This is a genomic window from Chitinophaga sp. RAB17, from assembly GCF_052114225.1.
Taxonomy (GTDB): Bacteria; Bacteroidota; Bacteroidia; order Chitinophagales; family Chitinophagaceae; genus Chitinophaga.
Genome location: NZ_JBFREI010000016.1, coordinates 68236 through 94982, shown reverse-complemented (window position 1 = coordinate 94982; position 26747 = coordinate 68236). Strand labels below are relative to the sequence as shown.

General features: G+C 49.3%; 1 protein-coding gene. It reads left to right on the top strand.

Features of this window, described 5'->3' with window-relative positions; genetic code table 11:
• Positions 1-615 precede the first annotated feature (615 nt).
• Positions 616-26730 carry a Calx-beta domain-containing protein gene (locus tag AB4Z08_RS32615; RefSeq protein WP_441577979.1) on the top strand — a complete coding sequence of 8705 codons (26115 nt, stop codon included), beginning with the start codon at positions 616-618 and terminating at the stop codon, positions 26728-26730.
• The last annotated feature ends 17 nt before the right edge of the window (positions 26731-26747 follow it).

The following is a 26747-nucleotide window of genomic DNA, read 5'->3' as shown; positions in this document are numbered from 1 at the left end:
CCAAGTTAGGGATCGGGCAGGCATAGTTATTTGTCGACGCTAAATTAACATTTTTTTCTTCGTATATATATGACAGTGGGTGTAGTTTTTTTTTACCAAACCGTTCCGGCCCATCGCTTCCTCAGATAAGTATCGGATAAGTATATGAGTAGAGAAAATTGCAAAACTTCCGGTATAGGATGCCCTGCAACTCTTTTCATGTAGTGTAAATACTACACGGATATTGAATAAACAGTGACAACCACGCAAGAATAGTTTATCTACTTTCGGTAAGTAGATTTGTTCTATTGAGTCATGTGAACATTTCGAGGTTTTTTAGGATCAACTGATGATACCCGTATCCTTTTTTGTAATCTTAACATTTTCCTATGGAAAACTTTACCCAATCACCGCAGCACGCGGACTTTAGAAATTTATGCCGGTACCAATTATTTCAACGATGAAACCTGTGATTTTACCTGTGCCTGACCGATACCGGCTGAAAGGAGTTGTCTATAGCTTTTAACAAACAACCATATCCTGTATACGAGCATGCAAAGGTTCCTTAAAGAATCTTTCCGATCCGTTTGTGCAACGAAGCGGACCGGCCCCTCATTACCCAAAGTTTATTGCATTATGTCCCTCTTTAATGTTACGAATCGCGATTCGAGATTTTTCAGTAAAGGCTGTAAGCGTCTTTTGCTGGCACTGTTTGGTATGATGGTGACTATCGCCGCAACAGCGAACAGCTTCCCTGTCACTAATACCAATGATGCGGGGCCTGGTTCATTAAGACAGGCAATCCTGGATGCAAACGCAGCGGGAGCGGGGCCGCACCAGATCGTGTTCAGTGTGCACGGACAGATTACACTGGCCACCACCATGCCCACCATTACGGCAAAGAAGCTGACCATCGATGGGCAAAACAAGATCACACTATATTCCACCGGCACCAATTCCATTATCAATCCATTCGTGATTGATGCGGACAGCGTGACCGTCCGGAATTTTACGATACAGAATAACGGGGACATAGATGTAGATATTTTCCCAAACAGGACAGGTATCACGGTTGAGAATATACGGTCTTTCAGCACAGTAGGTAACTACCTGAATGCATTTATGAGGGTACAGGGGGCATCCACTGGTCTGACTGTGAGAAATATTTATTCTACGGACGTGGAGACTGCCAGCAACATTTATTACGGGCGCGCTTTTTATTTTACAGGCGGCATGCAGACTAACCTGGTAATGGATAATATCCAGCTCAGCACAGCGGGTAATGTGCGTGGCGGTGAAGGTATCGTGTTCAGGGATGCAGCAGTGAACGGGTTTACGCTGACCAACAGTAATATCAGCGGCTTCCAGAATGCTATTATGTTCGATAATACTGCCGGCGCCGTGGAAACGGCGAATAATGTGTTGTTCAGGAATGTGAACATAGATAGTTTGTGGAGCGGGGTGGCACTGGGTATCTATTGCGATTATGTTGCCACCAACTTTGATATTAACAGGACCACAGTAGATATGAATGTGATAGGTACGGATGACGATGGTGACTATGCTATTCGCTTCGACAATACGGCAAACGGTATCACCCTGGACTCTATCAATATAAATGAAAATGATATCTATGATGTATGGTTCAATGGGGCAGCCAGCAATATTACGATCAGTAATGCCCTGATGGAGACTCGTGTGCCCGGACTTTACCCTACCAGTTCTTTTATAAGATTTGAAAATACGGTAAATGGAGTTACTATCAGTAATTCAGTATTGAATGGAGACAAGCCCGGTAACACAGATGACTCGGACTATGGGATCTATTTCCTGAATACAGCAACAGGGGTGACTATCAATAATGTTACTTTTGACGAATTTGACATTGGAGGGGTGGTCTCAAGCGGAGCGGCGACTAACTTCCAGGTAACCAATTCTACATTTACCAAAAATAATGACGGTATTGGATTCGGTGGCAACTTTGCACGCAGTAATGTAGATATTGTCAACTCCTCCTTCCGCAATAGTGTGCGCTCAGGTATTGTGCTCAACGGCGCCAATGCCGTTTCAGATTATGACCTGACAGGCGATACGGTAGTTAATAGTACCAGCCACGGCATTTGGTTTTATGGAGGCGCAGGTGTAACGGATGCGGCAGTAACAGGTTGCGTTGTACATGATAACGGCGGAGCAGGTGTTTATAATGAATCACCCAACAAGGTTGTCATCACTAACAACTCCATTTATAATAATACCGGTTTGGGCATTGCGTTGCCCGCCGGTAATTGTACTTATACAGCGGCTGCCGGCCGCACACCGGTGCTGGTTTCATCTACCGCGCAGGGAGGGGGGCAGTACCAGTTGCAGCTCACGATCCCAAATATAACAGCCGGTGCACAATACACGGTAGATATTTATGCCAACGATCCCGCTACGAATAAAACGAGTGGGCAATATTATGTTACGACCTTAACAGGACTAGCCACCGGCACTTCCACACAAACTATCACTTATAATGCAGGACCCGGCGCTACCGGCCTCGGTTTCTGGACAGCCACACTTCGAATAGCCGCCAACAATTGCGGTACCTCGGAGTTTGGTAACAGCATACCTATGACCTTGCAGGGGCCCGCCTGTGTGAATAGCGGCATCCTGGCATGGTACCGGGCAGACCAGGCCGTGAATGGCGTGAATTGGGGAGATATTTCCGGCAATGCTAATCACATGACCGTAATAGGTGATCCGGATAATACCACCGGCATGGTAAACTTTAACCCCGCTATTTACTATGACGGAAACGATGCGCACATTGTGCCTGCCTCAGCAGGGGTAACCGGCGCCTATTCCATTATGGGCATGAGCCAGTTGGAAGGCTCACAAACCGGTCGTGTATTCACCAGCTCCACCGGCAATAAATTATTCGGCTGGCATGCGGGGGTGGAAAACCGGCTGTATGTGGAAGGTTGGCTAAACACAGGTAACGCAATAACCACAAAAGGTAAGCTCTATTCCTTTGAAAGGGGGGCAACCGGTGCGTATGAATTTAAAAGTAATGGTGCCCTTGTGAAAAACGGCGCTGCATCTGATGCCGGCGTGTGGACGCTGGATGTGGGCGGAGCCACGTTCGGAGAGTATTCAAAAGTATTCATTCCCGAAGTGTTCATCTACAACCGCGATCTTACTCCTATAGAAATTCAGCGCATTGAATCATACATGGCACTGAAATATGGCGTCACACTCAATGCCGGTACAACAGATTATGTTACCAGCGATGGCGCCGTGCAAATATGGACGGCCGCTTCCAATACCGGTTATGGTACGCGTATCACCGGCATTGGTCGCGATGATTGCAGTATGTTGAACCAGAAGCAATCGCTGAGTCAGGACACCGGTATCGTAACCATTGCATTGGGAAATGCAATCGCTGTTTCCAATGCTGCCAATACAAACGCTTTTACACAGGACAAATCATTCCTGGTGTTCAGCGACAACAATGGTAACACCAGTTACTTCACCGCTGTAACCAGCTCTAATGCCACACAACGCATGGGGCGCGTTTGGCGGGTGCAGAAAACTGCCGGCTGGAATAACAGTCAGCAGGTAACACTGAAACTCGACGGCGGCACTGAAAATAATTACCTGCTCATCAGCACAGATGCAGCTTTCGGCACCATTACGCGCGAACTTAAACTCAGCAGCACAGGAACGGTCACCGTTTCCAGCGCAGATCTTGCCAATAGTTCCTTTTTTACTTTTGGTCAGCAACAGCGATTCCCCGGTGGAGTAGCCACTAATCTGCAGACATGGGTGAAAGCAGATGCAGGTGCAACCGTGGTGGATGGTAATATTACCAAATGGGAAGATCAGACCGGGCAGAGAGAATGGCCATTAGCCATTGCCAATACACCTCTTAGCTGGCAACAGAACAGTATTAACTATAACCCTGCAATCAACTTCCTGGGGACTAATTATTTCAGCGTACCAAAGTTTACCGAAAGTTATACAGCGGGAGAAATATTCTCTGTGCAGCTTTCTAATCTTGCGTCTACGTCTACCACACTGAGCTTCCCGTTTGAGTTTGGTGGTGACCCCACAGCAGCCGGTGGCCAGCCAGCTTATGTGTATAGCGGTTCCCACTATACGCATTTCGGTATTACCACAAGGCCCAGTTACGCTTTGACAGGTATTAATATACAACAGGCGCATATCCTGAATAACTGGAGTGCTCCAGGCAATTGGGCATTGAACTTCGATGGCAAAACAATCGGCAGCAGCACTACCTTCCCGGTTAGTTTTTCCAGGGGAACTGCGGTGAATGTTGCTATCGGCGCAGGGCATTTCGCCAGTTTCAATGGGCGTATGTCAGAGTTGATCTTCTACAACCGGCAGTTAAACGCTACCGAGCGCGCCCAGGTGAACAGCTACCTGTCCCTGAAATACGGACTCACTTTAAAAACCGGCGCCGGCGCCCTGACCGATTACATCGCCAGCAACGGTACCACCCGTATGTGGAGCGCTTCCAAAAATACCGGTTACGGTGAACGTATCACCGGCTTAGGCAGAGATGATAACGGTACCCTGCTTCAGAAGCAAAGCCGCTCACAACTCGATGGTGCTAACGTATCCATTGGCGCAGGCAGCAGCCTGGCGGCATCTAATGTGGACAACAGCAGTAATATCGCCAACGATCTTTCCTTCTTTACCTTCAGTGATAATGGTCAGGCTGCTACGTATAGCCAGGCCGTTACAGGGCTGGGTAATATTACGCTGCGCATGGCGCGGATCTATAAAACAGATCGTACCAACTGGGCGAAAAGTCCCATCAGTTTATCGCTGACGAATGGTAACAACACCAACTACCTGCTGGTAAGTAGTGATGAAACTTTTGGAGCAGGAGATAAAGTGTATGTGCTGGATGCCAATGGAGGTATTACGCTCGATAGTGATCAGCTGCCGGATGGTGCTTATTTCACTTTCGGTAATACACAGGCAGCACCAGCGGGTGTGGCCGCCGGCCTGGAAGTATGGGCCAGGGCGGATAGTGGGGTAGCAGGTGGCAGCAGTGCCACACAATGGACGGAGCTGAGTGCATCACGCCGCGTATGGAGTCCATCAAGTGGAACCGTGATGCCCTGGAAGGAAGGATCTTTCAACTTTAATCCGGGGATAGGTTTCGGAGCCGCCAATTATTTTGTGACAGCTGAATTTGCGAACGCATTTACCGCAGGTGAAATATTCTCTGTACAAACGTCAAATGTTGATAACACGGCTTCGGTGATGAGCTATCCGTTTGAATTTGGCGGTACTTATGCCAGCAATCAGGCGCTATATACCTGGAGTAACAATAGTCACAATACTTATTTTGGTTCTGCCACCGCACGCAGGGGCTTTTTTTACCCCGCATCGGTAAATGTGCGCAATGCGCATATGGTGAATCTCTGGAGCGCCACCAACGATTGGGCGGGAGGAATTGACGGTAAGGTATTGGTGACCGCCAATGCGAATGCAGTAAGCTTCCTTTCACCCGCGGGTGGTAAGGATTATATAGGAGCCGGGCATAACGCGGTGTTCAATGGCGACATCTCCGAAGTGATCTTATACTCCCGTAAGCTGAGCGCTGTAGAACGCCAGCAGGTACAATCTTATATGGCGCTGCGCTACGGTCTTACGCTGGGAATAGATGCGCCGGTGGATTACCTCGCCAGCGATGGCAGCACCACCATGTGGAAAGCAGCTGTTGGCGGCAGCTACGCCAAACATATCACGGGTATAGGTCGCGACGACAGGGGCATGCTGTATCAGAAACAATCTGTCAGCGCCGATACCGGCATGGTTACTATTGCCGCCGGCGCAGCCATTACTGCTTCCAACAAAGCCAATGCAACTGTTATTACCAATGACCTTTCTTTCTTCACCTTCGGTGATGATGGTGGCGCTACCACTTTCCTGACACCGGTTACCGGCGTAACGAATGTGAATACCCGCATGGCCCGCATTTTCAAAGCACAGAAAAATAACTGGGCAGATCAGAATATTACGTTCAGATTATCCGGCGGTAATGCGCGCACTTACCTGCTCGTAAGCACCGACAATACTTTTGGCGCAGGTGATGCAGCCTATGCATTAAATGCCGACAGCAGCGTTACCGTTAATAGTAACCTGCTACCCGATGGCGCCTACTTTACTTTCGCGAGGATGATCACCGGTCCGAATGGTGTGAAAAATGGTATCAGTTTCTGGCTGCGTGCAGATGATGGTATATCCGGTGGCAGCCAATGGAACGACTACGCCAACTATGGCAATAACGCTTTACAAAGTGTAGTGGGCAGCCAGCCTATTACAGATGCGAAGGCGCTCAACTTTAATTACGGTCTTGTATTCGATGGTACGGACGACTTCCTGGATATCACTACTACACGTATAGATCCTGCTACCGCCACCGTTTTTGCGGTTGGCAGTGGTTCGGGATTTGGCACAGGAAGAGATCTTATCAGTAGCGGAGGCGTAGGCGCAGGACATGGTATGGAGTTCCGTCTCATCAACACCGGACAATTGCAGTACCTGGAAAATGCCGCATCAGTGGTTGCTGTAGGTGGTTTTTACACATACCAGCCCAATAAACCCTATATTTTTAGTGGTACCCAATCCAATAACACGCCTAATGGAGTTCGTATTTTTGCAAACCACTCTTTTGACAACCAGGGCACTATTAATTTAACGCCGCTCACAGAAAACCTTATTGCTATTGGCTCCCGTACCATTGCCGCCCGCGGACTTTACTGGATGGGTAATATGGGAGAAGTGATCGCCTACAACCGCGTTTTGTCAGATGCTGAAAGACAGTCAGTAGAATCTTACCTCGGTCTCAAATATGGTATTACAATAGACAACGGTGCCACGGATTACCTGGCCACAGATGGCTCGAAATACTGGACAGCCGATCCTGTTTATAAGTCACGCATCACCGGTATCGGAAGAGATAACGGTACTGCGCTGAATACTAAACAATCGCTCAGTGTAGATACAGGTTTTGTAACCATCTCCCTGGGTAACAGTATTGCTATTACCAACGAACAGAATAGCAACACCATTACCAACGATAAATCATTCTTTGTTTTTGGAGACAACGGGCAGTCCGCTGCTTCTTATGCAAATATTATAAGCGGTACAAACGCTACCCGCCGCCTGCCACGCATCTGGAAGGTAGATAAAACCAACTGGGCAGATCAATCGATCACCCTGAAAGCAGATGCACCAGGCACGAAAGTATACCTGCTGATCAGCACTGATCCTACTTTTGCGACGATCAACCAGGAACTGCCGCTGAATGCAGATAAAACAATTACGCTTAACTCCACCCTGATGCCTGATGGTGTGTATTTCACCTTCGGCGCAGCGGTAAAATACCCGGGTGGTGTAAACAGTGGTAAGCTGGTGTGGTTACGCGCGGATCAGGGCACTTCTGCTAACACAGATAGCACGGGGATCAGCAGCTGGAATGACTATAGCCCTAACGGCAATAATATGTCACAGGCTACGCCGGCCAGTCAACCATTGTATTTCAACAACGCCACCAACAACATGAACTTTAACCCGGTGGTGAGGTTTAATGGTGCGCCTCATTCAATGACAGGTAACTCGTTCCTGAAGACAGGCAATTACACCGCTGCTAACGCGTTCTTTGCAGCCAGTCAAACAACTCCTGTTAACACTGTTATTTTTACAGAACAAGCCGGCACAGGTACCCAGTTTACGCTGCATGCTACCTGGGGTGATAATATTGTTTACTGGGATGCTCCTTATATCAGTAACCGTCTTACCTATAACGCAGGAGATATCAGCAACCAGGTTATTCTCTGGACTGCCACTGACGATATTAGTCTTGCTGCCAACAAGCAGGCTATTTACAGGAATGGCTTAAATGTAGCCAACGGTAATAACACCAGTACATTTACCGGTAACAACAGCATTTTCCAGTTGGGCGCTAATACCAGCTCCTACAATGGCCGCATGGGCGACCTGATCGTTTATGCCAATGCGCTCACGGCAAATGAACAACAGCGTGTGAATACCTACATGGGTATCAAATATGGTATTTCCCTGAATAATGGCTCCAGCAATTACCTCGCTACCGATGGCAGCACAGTATGGGATGCCACAACAAACAATGCTTATAAAAACTATATCACCGGTATTGGCCGTGATGATGCAGAAGATCTTAACCAGAAACAATCCCGCAATACAGCAGATGGTATGCAACTGGCTATTGGCCTGAACAGCCTGGCTGAAACAAATACAGGAAATGCCAATGCATTTGCATCGGACAAATCCTACATGGTATGGGGCGACAATGCCGGCAGCAGCCTCTTTAAAACTCCGCTCACAGGTCACCCTGTAGCGAACTATCGCATGGCAAGGGTATGGAGAGTACAGGAAACCGGTACCATCGGCAGCGTACAGGTGGCTGTGCCATACAATGCACTGCCCAATGCTGCGCAAACTTACCTCATCATCAGTAACGACGCCACCTTCGATGGAGCGGATCAGTTTATCCCTGTAACAGCAACAATGCTGAACGGTGTGAAACAGTATGCCGCCAACGTAGATTTAACAAATGGTCAATACTTCACCTATGGTGCGTCTATCAAAACGCCCGGTGGTGTGGTGGGTACTTCATTGTGGCTGCGCCCGGATGCAGGTACTTCCAGCATTACAGACAACACCGCTATTAATGGTTGGACTGATTACGCATCAGAGCTGAACAACGCCACACAAACAACAGTGCCTGCCAGTCAACCGCTGTATCTGAACAACCTTACCAATAATGCAAACTTTAACCCGGTAGTGAAATTTGATGGTGCAGATTATCTGAACCTGGATATCACGAAGCTGCCTTTAGGTATCAGTGCCAGAACATACTTTGGTACCGGTAGTTTAGCAACCATCACCGGCAACGGATATATTCTCGGATACGGCGCCGCGGCTACCAGCACAGGTACCGGTATTGCCACCATAGGTGGAAACGGCACCGCTGATTTTGTGGGATATGCTAATGACGTGATAAGCCCTGCCGGCAACTGGCAATCAGGAACATTTAACGAAATGGTGGGCGTATGGGCTGGCAACGGCGGCAATGCAACACTGTACAGCAAGATGAAAGTTTTAGGCGGACCATTGGCTAAGGCATGGAACACCGGCAACGGCGGCGCGCAGATAGGTACCGCTCCGTGGGATCATGGCCAGTCGTGGAACGGTACCATGGGAGATGTTATCGTATATCCGGTAGCGTTATCCACCACCGAACAGCAACGGGTGTCTACTTACCTGGCTATCAAGTACGGCTATACGATAGATCAGACTACCGCTACTGATTACCTGGCTACCGATGGCACTACCAAAGTATGGGATGCCACCGTTAACGCCACTTATAAAAATAATATTACCGGTATAGGCCGTGATGATGTGGAAGGGCTTACGCAGAAGCAGAGTCGCAACATCAACACGGGCTTCCAGCCCATAGTGGGCCTGGGTGGTATTGCGGCAAACAATATTGCCAATACCAATACATTTACAAGCGATAAATCATATATGGTTTGGGGTGATGATGGCGCCAGCACTTTATTCACGACTGCTGTTACCGGCAACCCCGCTGTAACTACCCGTATGGCGAGAGTATGGAAAGTGCAGGAAACAGGCGCTGTTGGTACAGTGGCTATTTCCATCCCGAAGGATCAGCTACCATTAAGCGCTACCACGCCTTACCTGGTCATCAGCAGCGACGCCACTTTTGATGGTGGTGATCAGTTTATTCAATTGTCTCAGGCTGATGTGAACGGTGTGGCCAGCTATTCAACCAATATTGATCTTACTAACAACCAATACTTCACTTTCGCCAGCTTCGTCACCTCACCGGGCGGCGTACAGGGTGAAAAACTGTGGGTGAAAGCAGATGCAGATGTACAGGTGAACGGCAGCAACCAGGTAGAACAATGGCTGAACCAAAGCGGTTCCATGGTAACTGAATTACGCGCCGCTCAACCAGGACATACAAATCCAATCACTCCTTCAGCAGATATTGTTCGTGATCCTAATGGTATTAACTTCAACCCGGCAATAGACTTCACAGGTGCAGTCGGCAAATCACTGAAAGGAAGCGACGCCACTAACTGGAACACATCAGCCGACCTGTCTATATTCTCTGTGAATAAGCCTGAAGGTCCTGGAAGTGCGTTACAGGGTATTTTTGCCACTAACGGTAACTGGACAGCAACAGGTGCTACAGGCAGGGGACTTCTCCTAAACGCCGGTAAATATGGTTTGGACGGCGCGGGATGCGTGGTAGGTTTATCCACACCTTCTTACGCAGGGCCAATCATTGCCAGGGGCGTTTATGTAAGTGCCAACAATTCGTTGAACGGAAGCACCTGGCTGAACGGCCTGCGAGGCCCTCTTGGTACCAACTGTGCACCGCAGGCGGACGGCGCTTTCTTTGAACTGGGTGGCCGCACAGGAGATGACAATACATATGACGGTCGTATCTTCAACGGTAAGATCCCCGAAGTGATCGTATATAAATCTGCGCTTACACCCACACAGGCGCGGCAGGTAGAATCATACCTCGGCATCAAATATGGTATTACACTCGACCAGACTACCGCACAGGATTACCTGGCCACCAATGGTTCGGTGATCTGGAATGCTACTACCAACAACATCTATAAAAACAACATCTTTGGTATTGGTCGTGATGACGCAGAAGGACTTGTACAAAAACAATCCCGCAGCGTGCATACCGGCTCCATCCTCACAGCCGGCCTTCGTTCCATTGCTGCCACCAATGCAGATAACACCAATACTTTTGGCGCGGATAAAAGTTACCTCCTGCTCGGCAGCAACAGCGCAGCACTCACCGTAACAGGTACAGATCTGCCTGTGGGTAGCTGTATCCCTGAACGCCTCACCCAGGAGTGGAAAACGCAGTTCAGCAATTACGATATCAGTACGCAGCCCCTCAGTTTGCAGTTTGACCTGAACGGTATTACTGTAAAAGGAACCGCAGCTAAGGATTTCACCATTATGATTGATGAAGATGGCGATGGTGACTTCGCAACCGGTACGGTTACCGAAATACCTGCCACCGGTTTTAACGGCGGTATTGTAAGCTTTGAAAACCTCGGTGCGCTGAAAGATGGCGTTGTGTTTACACTCGTTACCAGTCATCTTCAGCGTACAGCTAACCTGGTACCTGATGCTACCGTGAGAACAATAGCCTCTACCTGTATCGATAACGGTACGCTTTATTTCATTGATCCTTCTGATCCAAATAAATTCATAGCCTCCATTGCCCTGAACGGCAACACCATGGATGTTACCAAACTGTCTGCTGTTGTGGACGTGAACAGGGATATGAATACAGCACTGGGTAAAAACAGCGGCACCGATTATGGTACGCAGTTGATGCGCAGGCTGGTACATATCGCCTACACAGGCGCCAACCTGACCCAGAACGGCGGCGTTACGCTTCGCCTCTTCTGGAATCCTGCTGAAAGAACGAATGCGGAGAATATGCTCTCCGGTACCCGCGGCATAACCGGCGCACAACGGTGGGCATGGTTCAAACATACAGGTGATGTTACCGCCACACTGGCTGACCTGACTCCCGGAGGATTGACTAATATTACGGAGATTTCTCCATCAGCTACCGGTCAGCAGGATGGCGTGGAATACGTTGAGTTCAGCGGTATTCAGAACTTCTCCACTTTCGGTGGAGTAACAACCGCCAACCAGGTACTGACTATCACCAAAGTACAGGATGGTACAGAAGGTACACAGAATGGTTCCTTTAATATCAGCTTGCCTGCAGGCGTAATGGCCACAGAAGATATCACCGTAAACTACACCGTAACAGGTACGGCTGCTAACGGTACCGATTATACGGCGTTGAACGGCACGGTTACTTTCCCCGCAGGCAACAATAGTGTAGCCCTCCCCGTAGTAGTGGCTGATGATAACATCCTCGAAACTACAGAGGGTGTCACCGTTACCCTGAATGCGGCTACCGGTGTTACTAGCAGCAGCGCTTATAATATCAGCAGCACACAGGCAGCAGCCTCCCTGAATATTATTGATAACGACAGCAATAATCCTGTTAAAACCACTGTAGGTGTCACCGCGGTTAATGATGCAAGAGAACCTGCTACCAATGGCGCATTCAACATAGGCCTGCCAGCAGGTGTTACTGCATCGGAAGACATCACCGTGAACTATAGTATTGGTGGTACCGCTACACCAGGAGCGGATTATGGTGTGCTGAGCGGCTCAGTAGTGATTCCCGCAGGCCAGAATGGAGTGGTGTTGCCAGTAGTTGTAAGCGATGATCAGTTGATCGAAGTTGCAGAGACGGTGATGGTCACCGTAACCGGCGGGACGTCCGCCAACTTTACCCTTACTCAGAATACTTCTGCCGCTAATGCTATTGTGAATGTGATAGACGATGACAATACGCCCGCTAATCTTGTGGTGAGAGTAGTGAAAGATCGTGATGGTGCTGAAGGTGGTTCTACCGCCAGGTTTAATTTCCTTCTCCCTCCAGGCATTACTTCTTCAGAGACAGTAGTAGTCAAATATGCCATAAGCGGTACAGCTGTAAAAGGCACGGACTATAATGGCGCTACCCCGGCGCATCTCACCGGTACAATCAGTATTACTGCGGGCGGCAATGCAAGTGCAAACATAGCATCTATAGTAGACGACCAGGTCATAGAAGGTACGGAGACCATTATACTTACCATTACCAGCGCTTCATCCGGCAACTTTACCTTTACTGCTGATCCTGTTGAAGGCAGCGCTACAGCGAACATAGCCGACAATGACGACATACCGGCTAACCGTGTACTTGCTATTACGAAAAACACTGACGCCGCAGAACCGGCTACCAACGGCAAGTTTACTATCAGTTTACCTGCTGGTGTCACAGCATCTGAGGACATAACCATCTCCTATACATCCGCAGGTACTGCCGGTAGTGGCATAGATTACACTGCTCTGGGAACATCTGTGCTGCTGCCTGCAGGACAGAACAGCGTACCCTTACCGATCACTGTTGCCGATGACAAGATCATAGAGAACACAGAAACGGTGATAGCAACGGTGACCGGCGGTACCAGCACCAGCTTTAGCTTCACTGCCAGCAGCACCAATGGCAGCGCTACGGCCAACATCGCCGATGATGATAACACCGCCGCTAACCGCGTTTTAGGTGTCCGCAATGCCGGCGATGCGTCCGAGCCAGCCACCAACGGGGCGTTTAAGATAGGTCTGCCTGCAGGTGTCACTTCTTCAGAACCTATTACCGTAACTTATACAACCAGCGGAACCGCTACTAACGGTACCGACTATACTACGCTGACAGGCTCGGTGATAATACCCGCCGGCCAGGATAGCGTAGTGGTACCTGTGACTGTTGTTGATGATCAGCTGATGGAAAATGCCGAAACGGTTATTATGACAATAACCGGTGGTACCAGCACCAGCTTTGCTTTCACTGCCAGCACCACCAATGGCAATGCTACAGTGAATATTGCGGATGATGATAACACTGCAGCCAATCGTGTGTTGAGTATCACTAAAACTATTGATGGAGCAGAACCAGCCACCAATGCTGCGTTCAAGATCAGTTTACCTTCGGGTGTTTTACCTTCAGAAGATATCACTGTGAATTACAGCATAGCCGGTACTGCTACCAACGGTACCGACTATACGTCAATAAGTGGTACTGCCATCATTCCGGCCGGGCAGAATAGCATAGCATTGCCGGTAACAGTGATAAACGACAAGGTGATTGAGAATACTGAAACAATAGTATTAACACTCACAGGTGGTACTTCTGCCAACTTTACTTATACTGCCAGCACCACAAACGGTAATGCGTCTGCAAATATTACGGATGACGACAACACTACAGCTAACCGCATACTCACTGTAGGTAATATGGCCAATGCGGCGGAACCGGCTACCAATGGCAGCTTCAGTGTGAGCCTGCCTGCCGGTGTCACTTCTTCCGAGCCGATTACGGTGAGTTATACAGTGGCTGGTACAGCTGGTAGCACCGACTATACGCCGATCTCCGGTACGATCATCATTCCTGCAGGTGAGGATAGCGTATTGGTACCTGTAAACGTCACAGATGACCAGGTGATTGAGAAAACAGAGACGGTAATATTGAATGTTACATCCGGAACCAGTACCAGTTTCAACTTTACAGCTTCGTCCACAGCGGCATCTGCTACAGTAGATATTGCAGATGACGATAATACACCGGCTAACCGTACCGTGATCCTGGAATTGGCGCGGGATGGGGCCGAAGGTGGTGCTTCCATCAGATTTAATTTCCATCTCCCTACGGGAATCACTTCTTCAGAAGCAATAACCATTAATTATACAGTTGGTGGTACTGCCACTAAAGGAACGGACTATATTGGCCTCACACCGGCGCATTTTGGTGGTACTGCCACCATTCCCGCTGGAGGCACAGGTGCAACCTCCATGGTCGCCAATATTGTTGATGACCAGATCATAGAAGGTACGGAAACAGTAGTGATCACCGTCACTGGTGCATCCTCATCCAGCTTTACCTTTACCCCTGATCCAGTCAGTGTTACGGGCAATATTATTGATAATGACGACCAGCCCGCTAACCGCGTGCTGTCGGTTACCAAAACGGCTGATGCTGCGGAACCAGCTACCAACGGTGCCTTCCGCATTAGTTTGCCTGCCGGTGTTACAATAGCTCAACCTATTACAGTGAGTTATACCGTGGCAGGTACGGGCACAACTGGCGTAGATTACGCCAATCTGAGCGGTACTATCACCATTCCGGCGGGAGCCAACAACGTGGCATTACCGGTGAATGTGATAGATGATAAATTCATTGAAAATGTAGAAACAGTAGCCGTGACGCTTACCGGCGGTACAGCCGGGGCGCTGGTCTTTACCCCAAGCACCACAGATGGTGATGAAACGATCAATATCGCAGATGATGACAATACAGCGGCAAACCGTGTACTCAGCATAGTGAAACTGTCTGATCTCGAAGAGCCTTCCACTAATGGTGGCTTCAGGATTAGTTTACCTGCAACGATAAGATCATCAGAACCGGTAACAGTTAACTACACCATTACAGGTACGGGTACCAACGGTACCGACTATGCTGGCTTAAGCGGCAGCGTAATCCTGCCTGCAGGTCAGAACAGCGTGGATATTTCAGCAGTCGTATCAGATGATCAGATTATTGAAGGCACAGAAACATTAATTGCAACGCTGACAGGTGGCACCAGCACCAGCTTTAGCTTTACTGCCAGCACTACCAACGGCAGTGCTACCGCTGATATCCTGGACAACGATAACATTGCTGCGAACCAGGTACTGAGTGTGGTGAACGATGGCGATGCCGCAGAACCAGGTACCAATGGCTCCTTTAAGATAAGTCTGCCTACCGGTTACACTGCAGCTTTACCAATTACGGTAAACTATACCGCAGCAGGTACGGCAGGTAGTGGCATAGACTACACGGCGCTGACAGGTACCGTAATCCTGCCCGCAGGACAAAACAGTGTATCCGTGCCAGTGAGTGTGATCAACGACCAGATCGTGGAAAACACAGAGACTGTGATCATGACGCTTACAGGTGGCACCAGCACTGGCTTTACCTATACCGCCAGCACTACCAACAGTAATGCTACCGTAAATATTACAGATGATGAAAACTCAGCGGCGAATCGCGTACTGAGTGCTACCAATAATGGCAACGCGGCGGAACCAGCTACCAATGGCGGGTTTACAATCAGTCTGCCTGCCGGTATACTGCCATCAGAAGATATCAATGTCACATATACTATCAGCGGTACAGCCACAGGTGGCGCTGATTATACCGCCCTTACCGGCACTGTTACTATCCCTGCCGGTCAGAATAGTATAGCCGTTCCTGTTAATGTTATCAATGACCAGATCATAGAAGGTACGGAATCCGTGAATCTTGCGATCAGCAGTGGTACCAGCAGCAGTTTCGCATATACTGCCAGCACTACCAATGGCAATGCTGTTGTGAATATAACAGACGATGATAATACAGCTGCTAACCAGGTACTTGCTGTTACCAAAACAGCTGATGCCGCAGAACCAGCTACCAATGGTAGTTTCCGTATAAGTCTCCCGACAGGAATTACAGCTGCCAGGGATATTCAGGTGGCTTATACTGTGGCCGGTGGCACTGCCACTCCTGGCACAGATTACCAGGCCATTACCGGCATCATCACCATCCCTGCCGGCCAAAATAGTGTATCCGTTCCAGTGAATGTGATAGACAATACCGTGATAGAGCCTGATGAAACAGTGATCCTGAATATCACGGGTGGCAACGATGCGCAGTTCACTTACACCGCTGCAAGTGGGGGAGGTACTGCTACCGTTACTATTACTGATAATGATCATGCAGGAAACAGCAATGTTGTATTGCTCACCAAAGTATCTGACGCCATAGAAGGCGGTGCTAAAGGGCAGTACAGAATAGCCCTGGCGCCTGGTATTACCAGCTCTGAAGATGTAGTGATTAGCTTTACCCTTGGGGGAACAGCCACTGATATAACTGACTATAATTTGCTGGGACTGTCTGCTGGTAAGATCGTTATACCGGCGGGAGCCAATGAAGTATTCATTGATGTAGACGCCGGTAACGATGGCATCATCGAGGGGCCTGAAACGGTGGTACTGACCCTTACCAGCGCAGCCTCCAGCAGTTATCCGTTCACGATAGACCCTTCAGGTAATGGAGCGGTAGTGAACATCATTGACGCCAACGCTGCCAGCAGCACACCATTACAGGTAATTGCCGGCACCAATGCCGCAGAACCGGCTACCAAAGGCACCTTCACGGTGAAGCTCGCAGGTGTTGCCACTTCCGCATGGCCTGTTACGGTAGGGTATAAGATATCCGGTACCGCCATATCCGGTGTGGACTACCAGGCCCTGGGCGCTATCGTGATCCCGGCAAATACCAACAGCGTAACGGTAGATCTCAATGTATTGGACGACCAGATCATTGAACCTACTGAAACAATGATATTTACGCTTTTGTCTGGCAGTGCTATAGACGGTGGCGGTAACGCATTTATCTTCCCACCGGATCCGGCTAATGATGATGTGACGGTGAACATAGCGGATAATGACGCGATTGCTGCCAACCAGGTACTGAAAGTAGTGAAGACCACCGATGCGGCAGAGCCATCTACCGGTGGCGCGTATACGATAAGTTTGCCTGCGGGTTATACTTCCGCCGCCAGTATCACACTGAATTATAACATGAGTGGTACCGCTGTCCGTAATACCGACTACGCTATCAGCACTATCACGCTGCCCGCAAATACCAACAGCGTTACTATACCACTGTCTGTTATAGATGACAAGATCATTGAGAATACCGAAACAGCAATATTGACACTCACCGGTGGTACAGACGGTAACTCATTTACCTATACTGCAGATGCAGCGGGCAATAACGCAACGGTGAATATCACTGACGATGATAATAACAACACGAACAATGTATTGCTGGTAACCAATAGCGCTGATGGCGCAGAGCCGTCTACCGATGGCGAGTTTACCATCAGTCTGCCTGCAGGTTATACTGCATCAGAAGACATTACCGTGAATTATACCGTAGGCGGTACAGCTACTGCCGGTACCGACTACGCCAGCCTGTCCGGTACAGTACAGATACCAGCCGGTCAGACCAGTGTTAAGGTGCCTGTAGATGTAACCGATGACCAGGTAATAGAAGGTACAGAAACAGTAACGGTTACGCTTACCGGTGGTACCAGCACAAGCTTTAACTTTACACCCGCAAGCGGTAACAGCACTGCATCGGTGAACATTACCGATAACGACAATACCGCGGCTAACCAGGTAATCAGCATCTCCAAAACAACAGATGCTGCAGAACCGGGTACTAATGGAACATTCACCATCAGTCTGCCGGCAGGTGTTACCTCCGCCCAGCCGGTGACCGTAAATTATACCATCACAGGTACGGCCGTTAACGGAACAGATTACACTACACTCTCCGGCTCCATTGTATTACCTGCCGGTCAGAATAGTGTGCCCGTACCGTTGATCGTTTCAGATGACAAGATTATAGAAGGAACCGAAACAGTGACGCTCACTGTCACCGGCGGCACTTCTCCATCCTTTGTGTTTACTGCCAGCACCACTAATGGTAATGCTACCGCAAATATTACAGATGATGATGGCATCGCTGCTAATCTTGTGCTCAGTGTGACCAAAACAGCGGATGCAGCCGAACCAGGCACCAACGGCTCGTTCCGTATCAGTTTGCCTGCAGGTTATACCGCATCGGCACCTGTTACTGTGAACTATAACGTTACCGGTACCGCCACTGCCGGCGCAGACTATACTGCCCTCAGCGGTACGGTGATCATACCGGCCGGCCAAAATAGTATAGCCGTACCAGTGAATGTAGCAGATGATCAGGTTATTGAGAATACAGAAACCGTGATCATGAACATTACCGGTGGCACTTCCGGCAGCTTCACTTATACTGCCAGCACTACCAATGGTAATGCTGCCCTGAATATTACCGATGAAGACAATATACCGGGCAACCTCGTGTTAAGCGTGATCAGGACCGCTGATGCGGCAGAACCATCTACTAACGGTGAATTCAGGATCAGTTTGCCCACAGGCATTACAGTGGCGGAAAATGTAACTGTAAACTATACTATCACAGGTACTGCTATTAACGGCACTGACTATACGAACCTCACCGGCACAGTAGTGATTCCTGCCAACCAGAACAGCGTGGTAGTACCGGTAACTGTTATCAATGACCAGATCATTGAAGGCACGGAAACCGTGATCATGACCCTGAACAGTGGCACCAGTACCAACTTTAGCTTCACCAGCAGCGCCACAAATGGCAATGCTTTCCTGGATATTGAAGACGATGACAAATCGCCTGCTGCGCTTGTGTTGAATATCACCAAAACCACCGACGGTGCAGAACCATCTACTAATGCGGCATTCAGTATTAGTTTACCTGCAGGATACACCGCATCTCAGGATATTACCGTGAACTATACTGTAGCTGGTACAGCCACCAGTGGCACGGATTACGGTGCTATAGGCAATTCCATTGTGCTGCCAGCCGGCCAGAACAGCGTAACCCTGCCGGTAGTAGTAAAAGACGATAAGATCATTGAAAATACGGAAACGGTGATCGTGACATTGACAGGTGGAACCAGTACAAACTTTAACCTGGTGGCCAGCAGTACCAATGGCAGCGCAACCGCAGATATTACAGATGATGAGGCCAGCAATCCGGTTAACCTGGTGTTGAATATTAACCAAACTGCAGATGGGGCAGAACCTTCCACTGATGGTTCTTTCAGCGTAAGTCTGCCAGCAGGCATCACAGCAGCCGAAAACATTACCGTGAACTATACGGTAGCGGGTACCGCTGCTGCGGGCACCGACTACGTTGCCTTAAGCGGTACGGTAGTGATTCCGGCGGGCCAGAATAGTGTAGCCGTGCCAGTTATAGTAACTGACGACCAGATTATAGAGAATACAGAAACCGTGATCGCAACTCTCGCCGGCGGATCCTCTGCCAGCTTTACCTTCACTGGTACCGGCAACGCTACCGTGAATATCACGGACAATGATAACGTGGCGGCTAACCGCGTGCTGAGTGTTGCCAAAACGGGAGACGCCGCAGAACCAGCTACCAACGGTTCCTTCAATATCAGTTTGCCGGCAGGATATACCGCGGCAGAAGATATCACCGTTACCTATACTACCACAGGCACCGCCACCAGCGGCACAGACTATACTGCTCTTGCCGGTACAGTAGTGATCCCTGCTGGTCAGAATAGTGTAGCCGTGCCCGTAGCTGTGCTGGACGATCAGCTGATCGAAGGCACTGAAACTGTGATCATGACCCTTGCCGGCGGTAGCTCCACCAGCTTCACATTTACCGGTACAGGCAACGCCACTGTGAATATCACGGACAATGACGACGTGGCGGCTAACCGTGTGCTGAGTGTCGTGAAAACCACTGATGCCGCGGAACCAGGTACAGATGGTGTCTTCACTATCAGTTTGCCTGCAGGTATCACGGCAGCTGAAAACATCACCGTGAATTACACTACCGGTGGTACTTCTACCAGTGCAACAGATTATACCGCGCTGAGTGGTACGGTAGTAATTCCTGCCGGTCAGAATAGTGTAGCCGTAACAGTGCCAGTGATCAACGACCAGGTAATTGAAACTACCGAAACGGTGATCCTCCAGCTCACAAGTGGCGCAAGTACCAGCTTTACCTTCACTGCCAGCACAACCAGTGGTAATGCTACCGTGAATATTACAGATGATGATAACATCCCGGCTAACCTGGTGATCAATGTCACGAATCCTGTAAACGGTGCAGAACCAGCTACCAATGGCAACTTTACGGTTGGTTTGCCCGCCGGATACACCGCTGCGGAAGACCTCACCGTTCATTACACCATAGGTGGTACTGCTACCGGTGGTATTGATTACACAGCTCTTAGCGGAACTGTGGTGATCCCTGCCGGTCAGAATAATGTACCGGTAACCGTAAACGTGATCAACGATCAGATTATAGAAAATACAGAAACAGTAATATTAACGGCCACGGGGGCTACATCCACCAGCTTTACGCTCGTGGCAAGCAGTACCAGCGGAAATGCTACGGTGAATATCGCAGATGACGATAACACCCCGGCTAACCGTGTACTGAGTGTAAACAATGCAGGCGATGCGGCAGAACCATCTACCAACGGCAGCTTTACTATCAGCCTGCCTGGCGGAGTAACCTCGGCCGAAGATATTACCGTGAATTATACCGTAGCTGGTACTGCCACAAGCGGAACCGACTATAATACCCTCAGTGGCACCGTAGTGATCCCTGCCGGACAAAATAGTGTAGGCGTGCCAGTGAGTGTGATCAATGACCAGGTCATTGAAAGCAAAGAGACCGTGATCCTGACACTTACCGGTGGCACTTCTGCCAATTTCAACTTCACTGCCAGCACTACCAACGGTAATGCTACCGTGAATATTAATGATGACGATGATATTGCCGCAAACCGGGTATTGCTGGTAAGCAGAACCGCAGATGGCGCAGAGCCAGCCACCAATGGCAACTTCAATGTAAGTCTGCCTGCCGGTATAACCGCTGCAGAAAATATCACTGTGAATTATACCATCGCCGGCACCGCCGTGAATGGTACCGATTATGCAAACCTCTCCGGCTCCGTAGTAATACCTGCTGGTCAGAACAGCGTTGCTGTACCGGTAACTGTAACAGATGACCAGATCATCGAAGGCACGGAAACCGTGATTATGACGCTGACAGGCGGAACGTCTACCAGCTTTGTATTCGCCGCCAGCAGTACCAGCGGTAATGCCACCGTAAATATTGCAGATAACGATAACACGGCTGCTAACCGCGTATTATCAGTAACCCATATCAGTGATGGCGCAGAACCAGCTACTAATGGCAGCTTTAATATTGGTTTGCCTGCAGGATTTACGTCTTCTGAAGATATTACTGTTAACTACACCATAACAGGTACGGCCACTGCCGGCACAGACTATACGGCGCTCACCGGGGTGATTACCATACCGGCCGGTCAGAATAGTGTAGCCGTTCCAGTTATCGTAACTGACGATAAGGTGATTGAGAATACAGAAACCGTGATCCTGACGCTGAACGGTGGTACGTCCAACAGCTTCACTTTCACCGGCATAGGTAATGCTACCGTAAATATTGTTGATAATGATAACGTAGTGGCGAACCGGATACTCAGCGTGGCAAAAACTGCCGATGCAGCAGAACCGTCTACCGCCGGTAGATTTACCATTAGTTTGCCTGCGGGTATTACCGCTGCTGAAAATGTAACTGTAAACTATACCATCGGTGGCACCGCCACTGCAGGTACTGATTACACCACCCTCAGCACTTCAGCAGTGATACCTGCCGGTCAGAACAGCGTTACTATCCAGGTACCGGTGATCGATGACAAGCTGATAGAAAATACGGAAACCGTAGTGATGACACTGAGCGGCGGATCCTCTGCCAGCTTTAGTTTCACCGGCAACGGCAGCGCCACCGTCAACATACTGGATGACGACGACATTGCAGCTAACCGCATACTCGCTGTAACCGCCACAAAAAATGCCGCAGAACCAGGTACAAATGGAGAGTTTTCCATCAGCCTGCCTGCAGGTGTTGCTTCATCAGAAGCTATTACGGTGACCTATACCATTGGCGGTACTGCCACCAGCGGATCAGACTATACAGCCCTGAGCGGCACCGCAGTCATCCCTGCTGGTCAGCACAGTGTTACTGTACCCGTACCTGTGATCAATGACCAGATCCTGGAGAATACCGAAACAGTAGGCATGACCATTACAGGTGGTACATCGACCAGTTTCACATTCACCGGCGGCGCCACCGCTACCGTGAATATTGTGGATGATGAAAATACCGCAGCTAACCGAAGACTCAGCATTGTGAAAACAACAGATGCTGCAGAACCAGCTACTAATGGTAGCTTCACTATCAGTCTTCCGGCCGGCATTGTTTCATCAGAAAATATTACCGTTAACTATACTATGGGTGGCACCGCTACAAGCGGCACAGACTATACTGCCATTACAGGAACGATTACCATCCCTGCAGGTCAGAATAGCGTGAGCATACCGGTAACGGTAAAAGACGATCAACTGATAGAGAACACAGAAACGGTTATCATGACGTTGAACGGTGGAACATCCACCAGCTTTACTTTCATCGGTACTGGTAATGCCACTGTGAATATTACAGATGATGAGAACACAGCGGCTAATCGTGTGCTTACGGTGAGTAAAGTAACAGATGCATCAGAACCGGCTACCAACGGCAGCTTTAAGATCAGTCTGCCGGCAGGTATCGCTTCTTCTGAAGCTATCACCGTAAACTATACCATCGCCGGTACGGCCACCAGTGGCACAGACTATACCGCCATCACAGGTACTATCACTATCCCTGCGGGTCAGAATAGTGTGAACATACCGGTAACCGTAATCGATGACCAGTTGATTGAGAATACAGAAACGGTGATCATGACGTTGAATGGAGGCTCCTCCACCAGCTTTACATTCACCGGCACCGGTAACGCTACTGTGAATATTACAGATGACGAAAACACAGCGACTAACCGTGTGCTGACAGTAACTAAAACAACAGATGCATCAGAACCTGCTACCAACGGTGGATTTAAGATCAGTCTGCCAACGGGTATCGCTTCCTCTGAAGATGTTACGGTTAGCTATACCATGAGTGGTACTGCTACCAGCGGTGCAGACTATACCGCAATTACAGGAACAATTATCATTCCTGCTGGTCAGAACAGCGTGAGTGTACCGGTAACTGTAATAAATGATCAGTTAATTGAGAACACGGAAACAGTGATCATGACATTGAACGGGGGAACGTCTACCAGCTTCACTTTCACAGGTACCAGCAGTGCTACCGTGAACATCACCGACGATGAGGGCGATCCTGCCAATAGGGTATTGACGGTCACTAAAACAACAGATGCCGCAGAGCCAGGCACCAATGGTGAATTTAAAGTTAGTCTGCCTGCTGGTATTGTTTCTTCCGAAGATATCACCGTTAATTATACGATTGGCGGCACCGCCACCGCTGGTACAGACTATACCGCCATCACCGGAACGATTACTATCCCGGCAGGCCAGAACAGTGTGAACATACCAGTAACTGTAATGGACGATCAGCTGATTGAGCATACAGAAACCGTGATGATGACACTGAACGGCGGAACTTCCACCAGCTTCACCTTTACCGGTACAGGTAATGCTACGGTGAATATTACGGATGATGAGGATACACCTGCAAACCGGACACTGACTGTGGCGAAAACAACAGATGCCGCTGAGCCGGGCACTAACGGTGCGTTCAAAATCAGCTTGCCTTCAGGCATAGCTTCTTCCGAAGACATCGCCGTAAACTATGCTATAGCTGGTACTGCTACCAGTGGTACTGATTATAATGCCATTACAGGAACGATCACCATCCCAGCGGGACAAAACAGTGTATCCGTTCCCGTAACCGTAAAAGATGACCAGGTAATTGAAGTCACAGAAACCGTGATCATGACACTCAACGGTGGGACTTCCACGGGCTTCACTTTCACCGGCAACGGTAATGCTACGGTAAATATCGCCGATGATGAAAGTATCACACCGGCGAGTATGGCACTGACCATCACTAAAGATACAGACGGCGCAGAACCTGCTACCAACGGTAACTTTAAGATAAGCCTGCCCGCGGGAATTACCTCATCTGAAGCGATCACGGTGAACTATACCGTAACGGGTACCGCCACCGCCGGGGCTGATTATACTACCCTCACAGGTACTGTAGTAATACCTGCCGGACAAAATAGTGTATCCGTTCCCGTAGTAGTATCAGATGATCGGATTATAGAAGTAACAGAAACAGTAGTCGCCACTCTCAACGGCGGTACTTCTGCCAACTTCACCTTCACCGGCAATAGTAATGCTACCGTAAATATTACGGATGATGAAAGCGTTACACCTGCTAAACTGGTACTGGCTGCCACCAAAGACATTGATGGCGCAGAACCGGCTACCAATGGTGGATTTAAAATAAGCCTTCCTGCGGGTATCACTTCGTCTGAAGCTATCACAGTGAACTATACCATAGCAGGTACTGCAACGGCGAATGCAGATTATACTGCCCTCACCGGTACCGTCACTATCCCGGCGGGACAGAACAGCGTCACCATACCAGTAACAGTTATAGACGACAAGGTGATAGAAGGTACGGAAACGGTGATCCTGACACTGACCAGCGCCAGCTCCACCAACTTCACGCTCACCGCCAACAATACGGCTACCGTGAATATCACCGATGATGAAAGCAACCTGGTACTGAACGTTACCAAAAATGCCGATGGTGCAGAACCGGCTACCAATGGCAGCTTCACTATCAGTCTGCCAACCGGTGTTACTGCGGCTGTGGACATCACTGCTAAATATACCGTAGCAGGTACGGCGATCGCCGGTACTGACTATACTGCCCTCACCGGCACAGTAGTGATTCCTGCGGGCCAGAATAGTATAACCGTTCCCGTAGTTGTAACCGATGATCAGCTGATCGAAGGAAACGAAACCGTGATCATCACGGGAGCTGGTGGTACGGCAACCGGCCTCGTGTTTACACCAGGTACCAGCAATACTGCTACAGTGACCATAGCAGATGATGACGACAAAAACCTGGATCTGGTGGTCAACGCTACCAAACCCAATGCGGCAGAACCATCCACTCCAGGGGAATTCACGATTAGTCTTGCCAGCGGCAAAATACCAGCTGCAGACGTCACGGTCACTTATACCGTAGCAGGTACTGCTACTGCAGGCGCCGACTATACAACACTTACCGGCACCGCGGTGATCCCTGCAGGCCAGCGTAGTATAACGATACCAGTAAACGTAACAGACGATGATCTGATAGAACCGGCAGAAACAGTGGTGCTCACGGTGACAGGAGGTAAGTCTGCCGCAATAAATTACACAGTAGGTACCAGCAACACCGCGACTGTAAACATTGCAGACGACGATAATACTAACCTGAACCTGCTCGTTACCGCCAGCAAACCGGATGCTACTGAACCGGGTATCAATGGTGCGTTCACGATCAGTCTGGCCAGTGGTAAACGTACCGCAGAACCGATCACCATACAATACATGATAGGTGGCACGGCCACACCGGATGCAGATTACAGGGCCATTACCGGCAGTATCACCATCCCGGCAGGCGCCAGCAGTGTAACCGTTCCCGTGAGTGTGCTGGACGACAACGAAGTAGAATCTCCGGAAACAGTGGTGTTCCTGCTTACCGGTGGAAAATCTGCCAGCTACACCTTTACAACAGGCGCTGTCAGCGACGCCACGGTAACTATAACGGATACGGATAAACTGGCCGGTGACCTGATCGTTACCAAAGAGATCGTTGCACCGGTAACAGGTCCTTACCGCATGGGCCAGAGCCTTACCTACCGCATCACTGTAAAGAATGCGGGTAACATACCAGTGACCAGCGTAAAAGCAGAAGACCGCCTGCCGGTACAACTGGATGTGCCTACCCATACGTCCGCAGAAAAAGGAGAGGTAGTGGTAACAGCAGCTACCAAACTGGTAGAATGGAACATCGGTGACCTGGCAGTTGGTGCCACGGTACAGATGACACTGACAGCCCGTGTGATAGAAGGCGGACAGCTGATCAACGAAGCGAGTGCCTACAGCACAAACATGCCGGACGCGGACAGTACCAATAACGTAGGGGTTTCTACGGCAGGAATTGAAGGATCGGACTTGTCTTTCCCGAATGTGATCACGCCGAATGGTGATGGTAAGAACGAAAGGTTCATCATCGGCGGACTGGAGAAATACCCGGGTTCAGCGATATACATCTTCAATCGCTGGGGCGGACAGGTGTACCAGTCTAAGGATTACCGCAACAACTGGGACGGTTCTAACCTGAATGAAAGCACCTACTACTATATACTGGAAGTGAAGAAGCCGGATGGTATCAGGAAGTATAAAGGTTGGGTAACAATAATACGGTAAAAGACAACAATATTATC

Bases quoted from the DNA above. Each gene is read 5' to 3' on its own strand.
- AB4Z08_RS32615 (WP_441577979.1), top strand. From the start codon at position 616: ATGTCCCTCTTTAATGTTACGAATCGCGATTCGAGATTTTTCAGTAAA.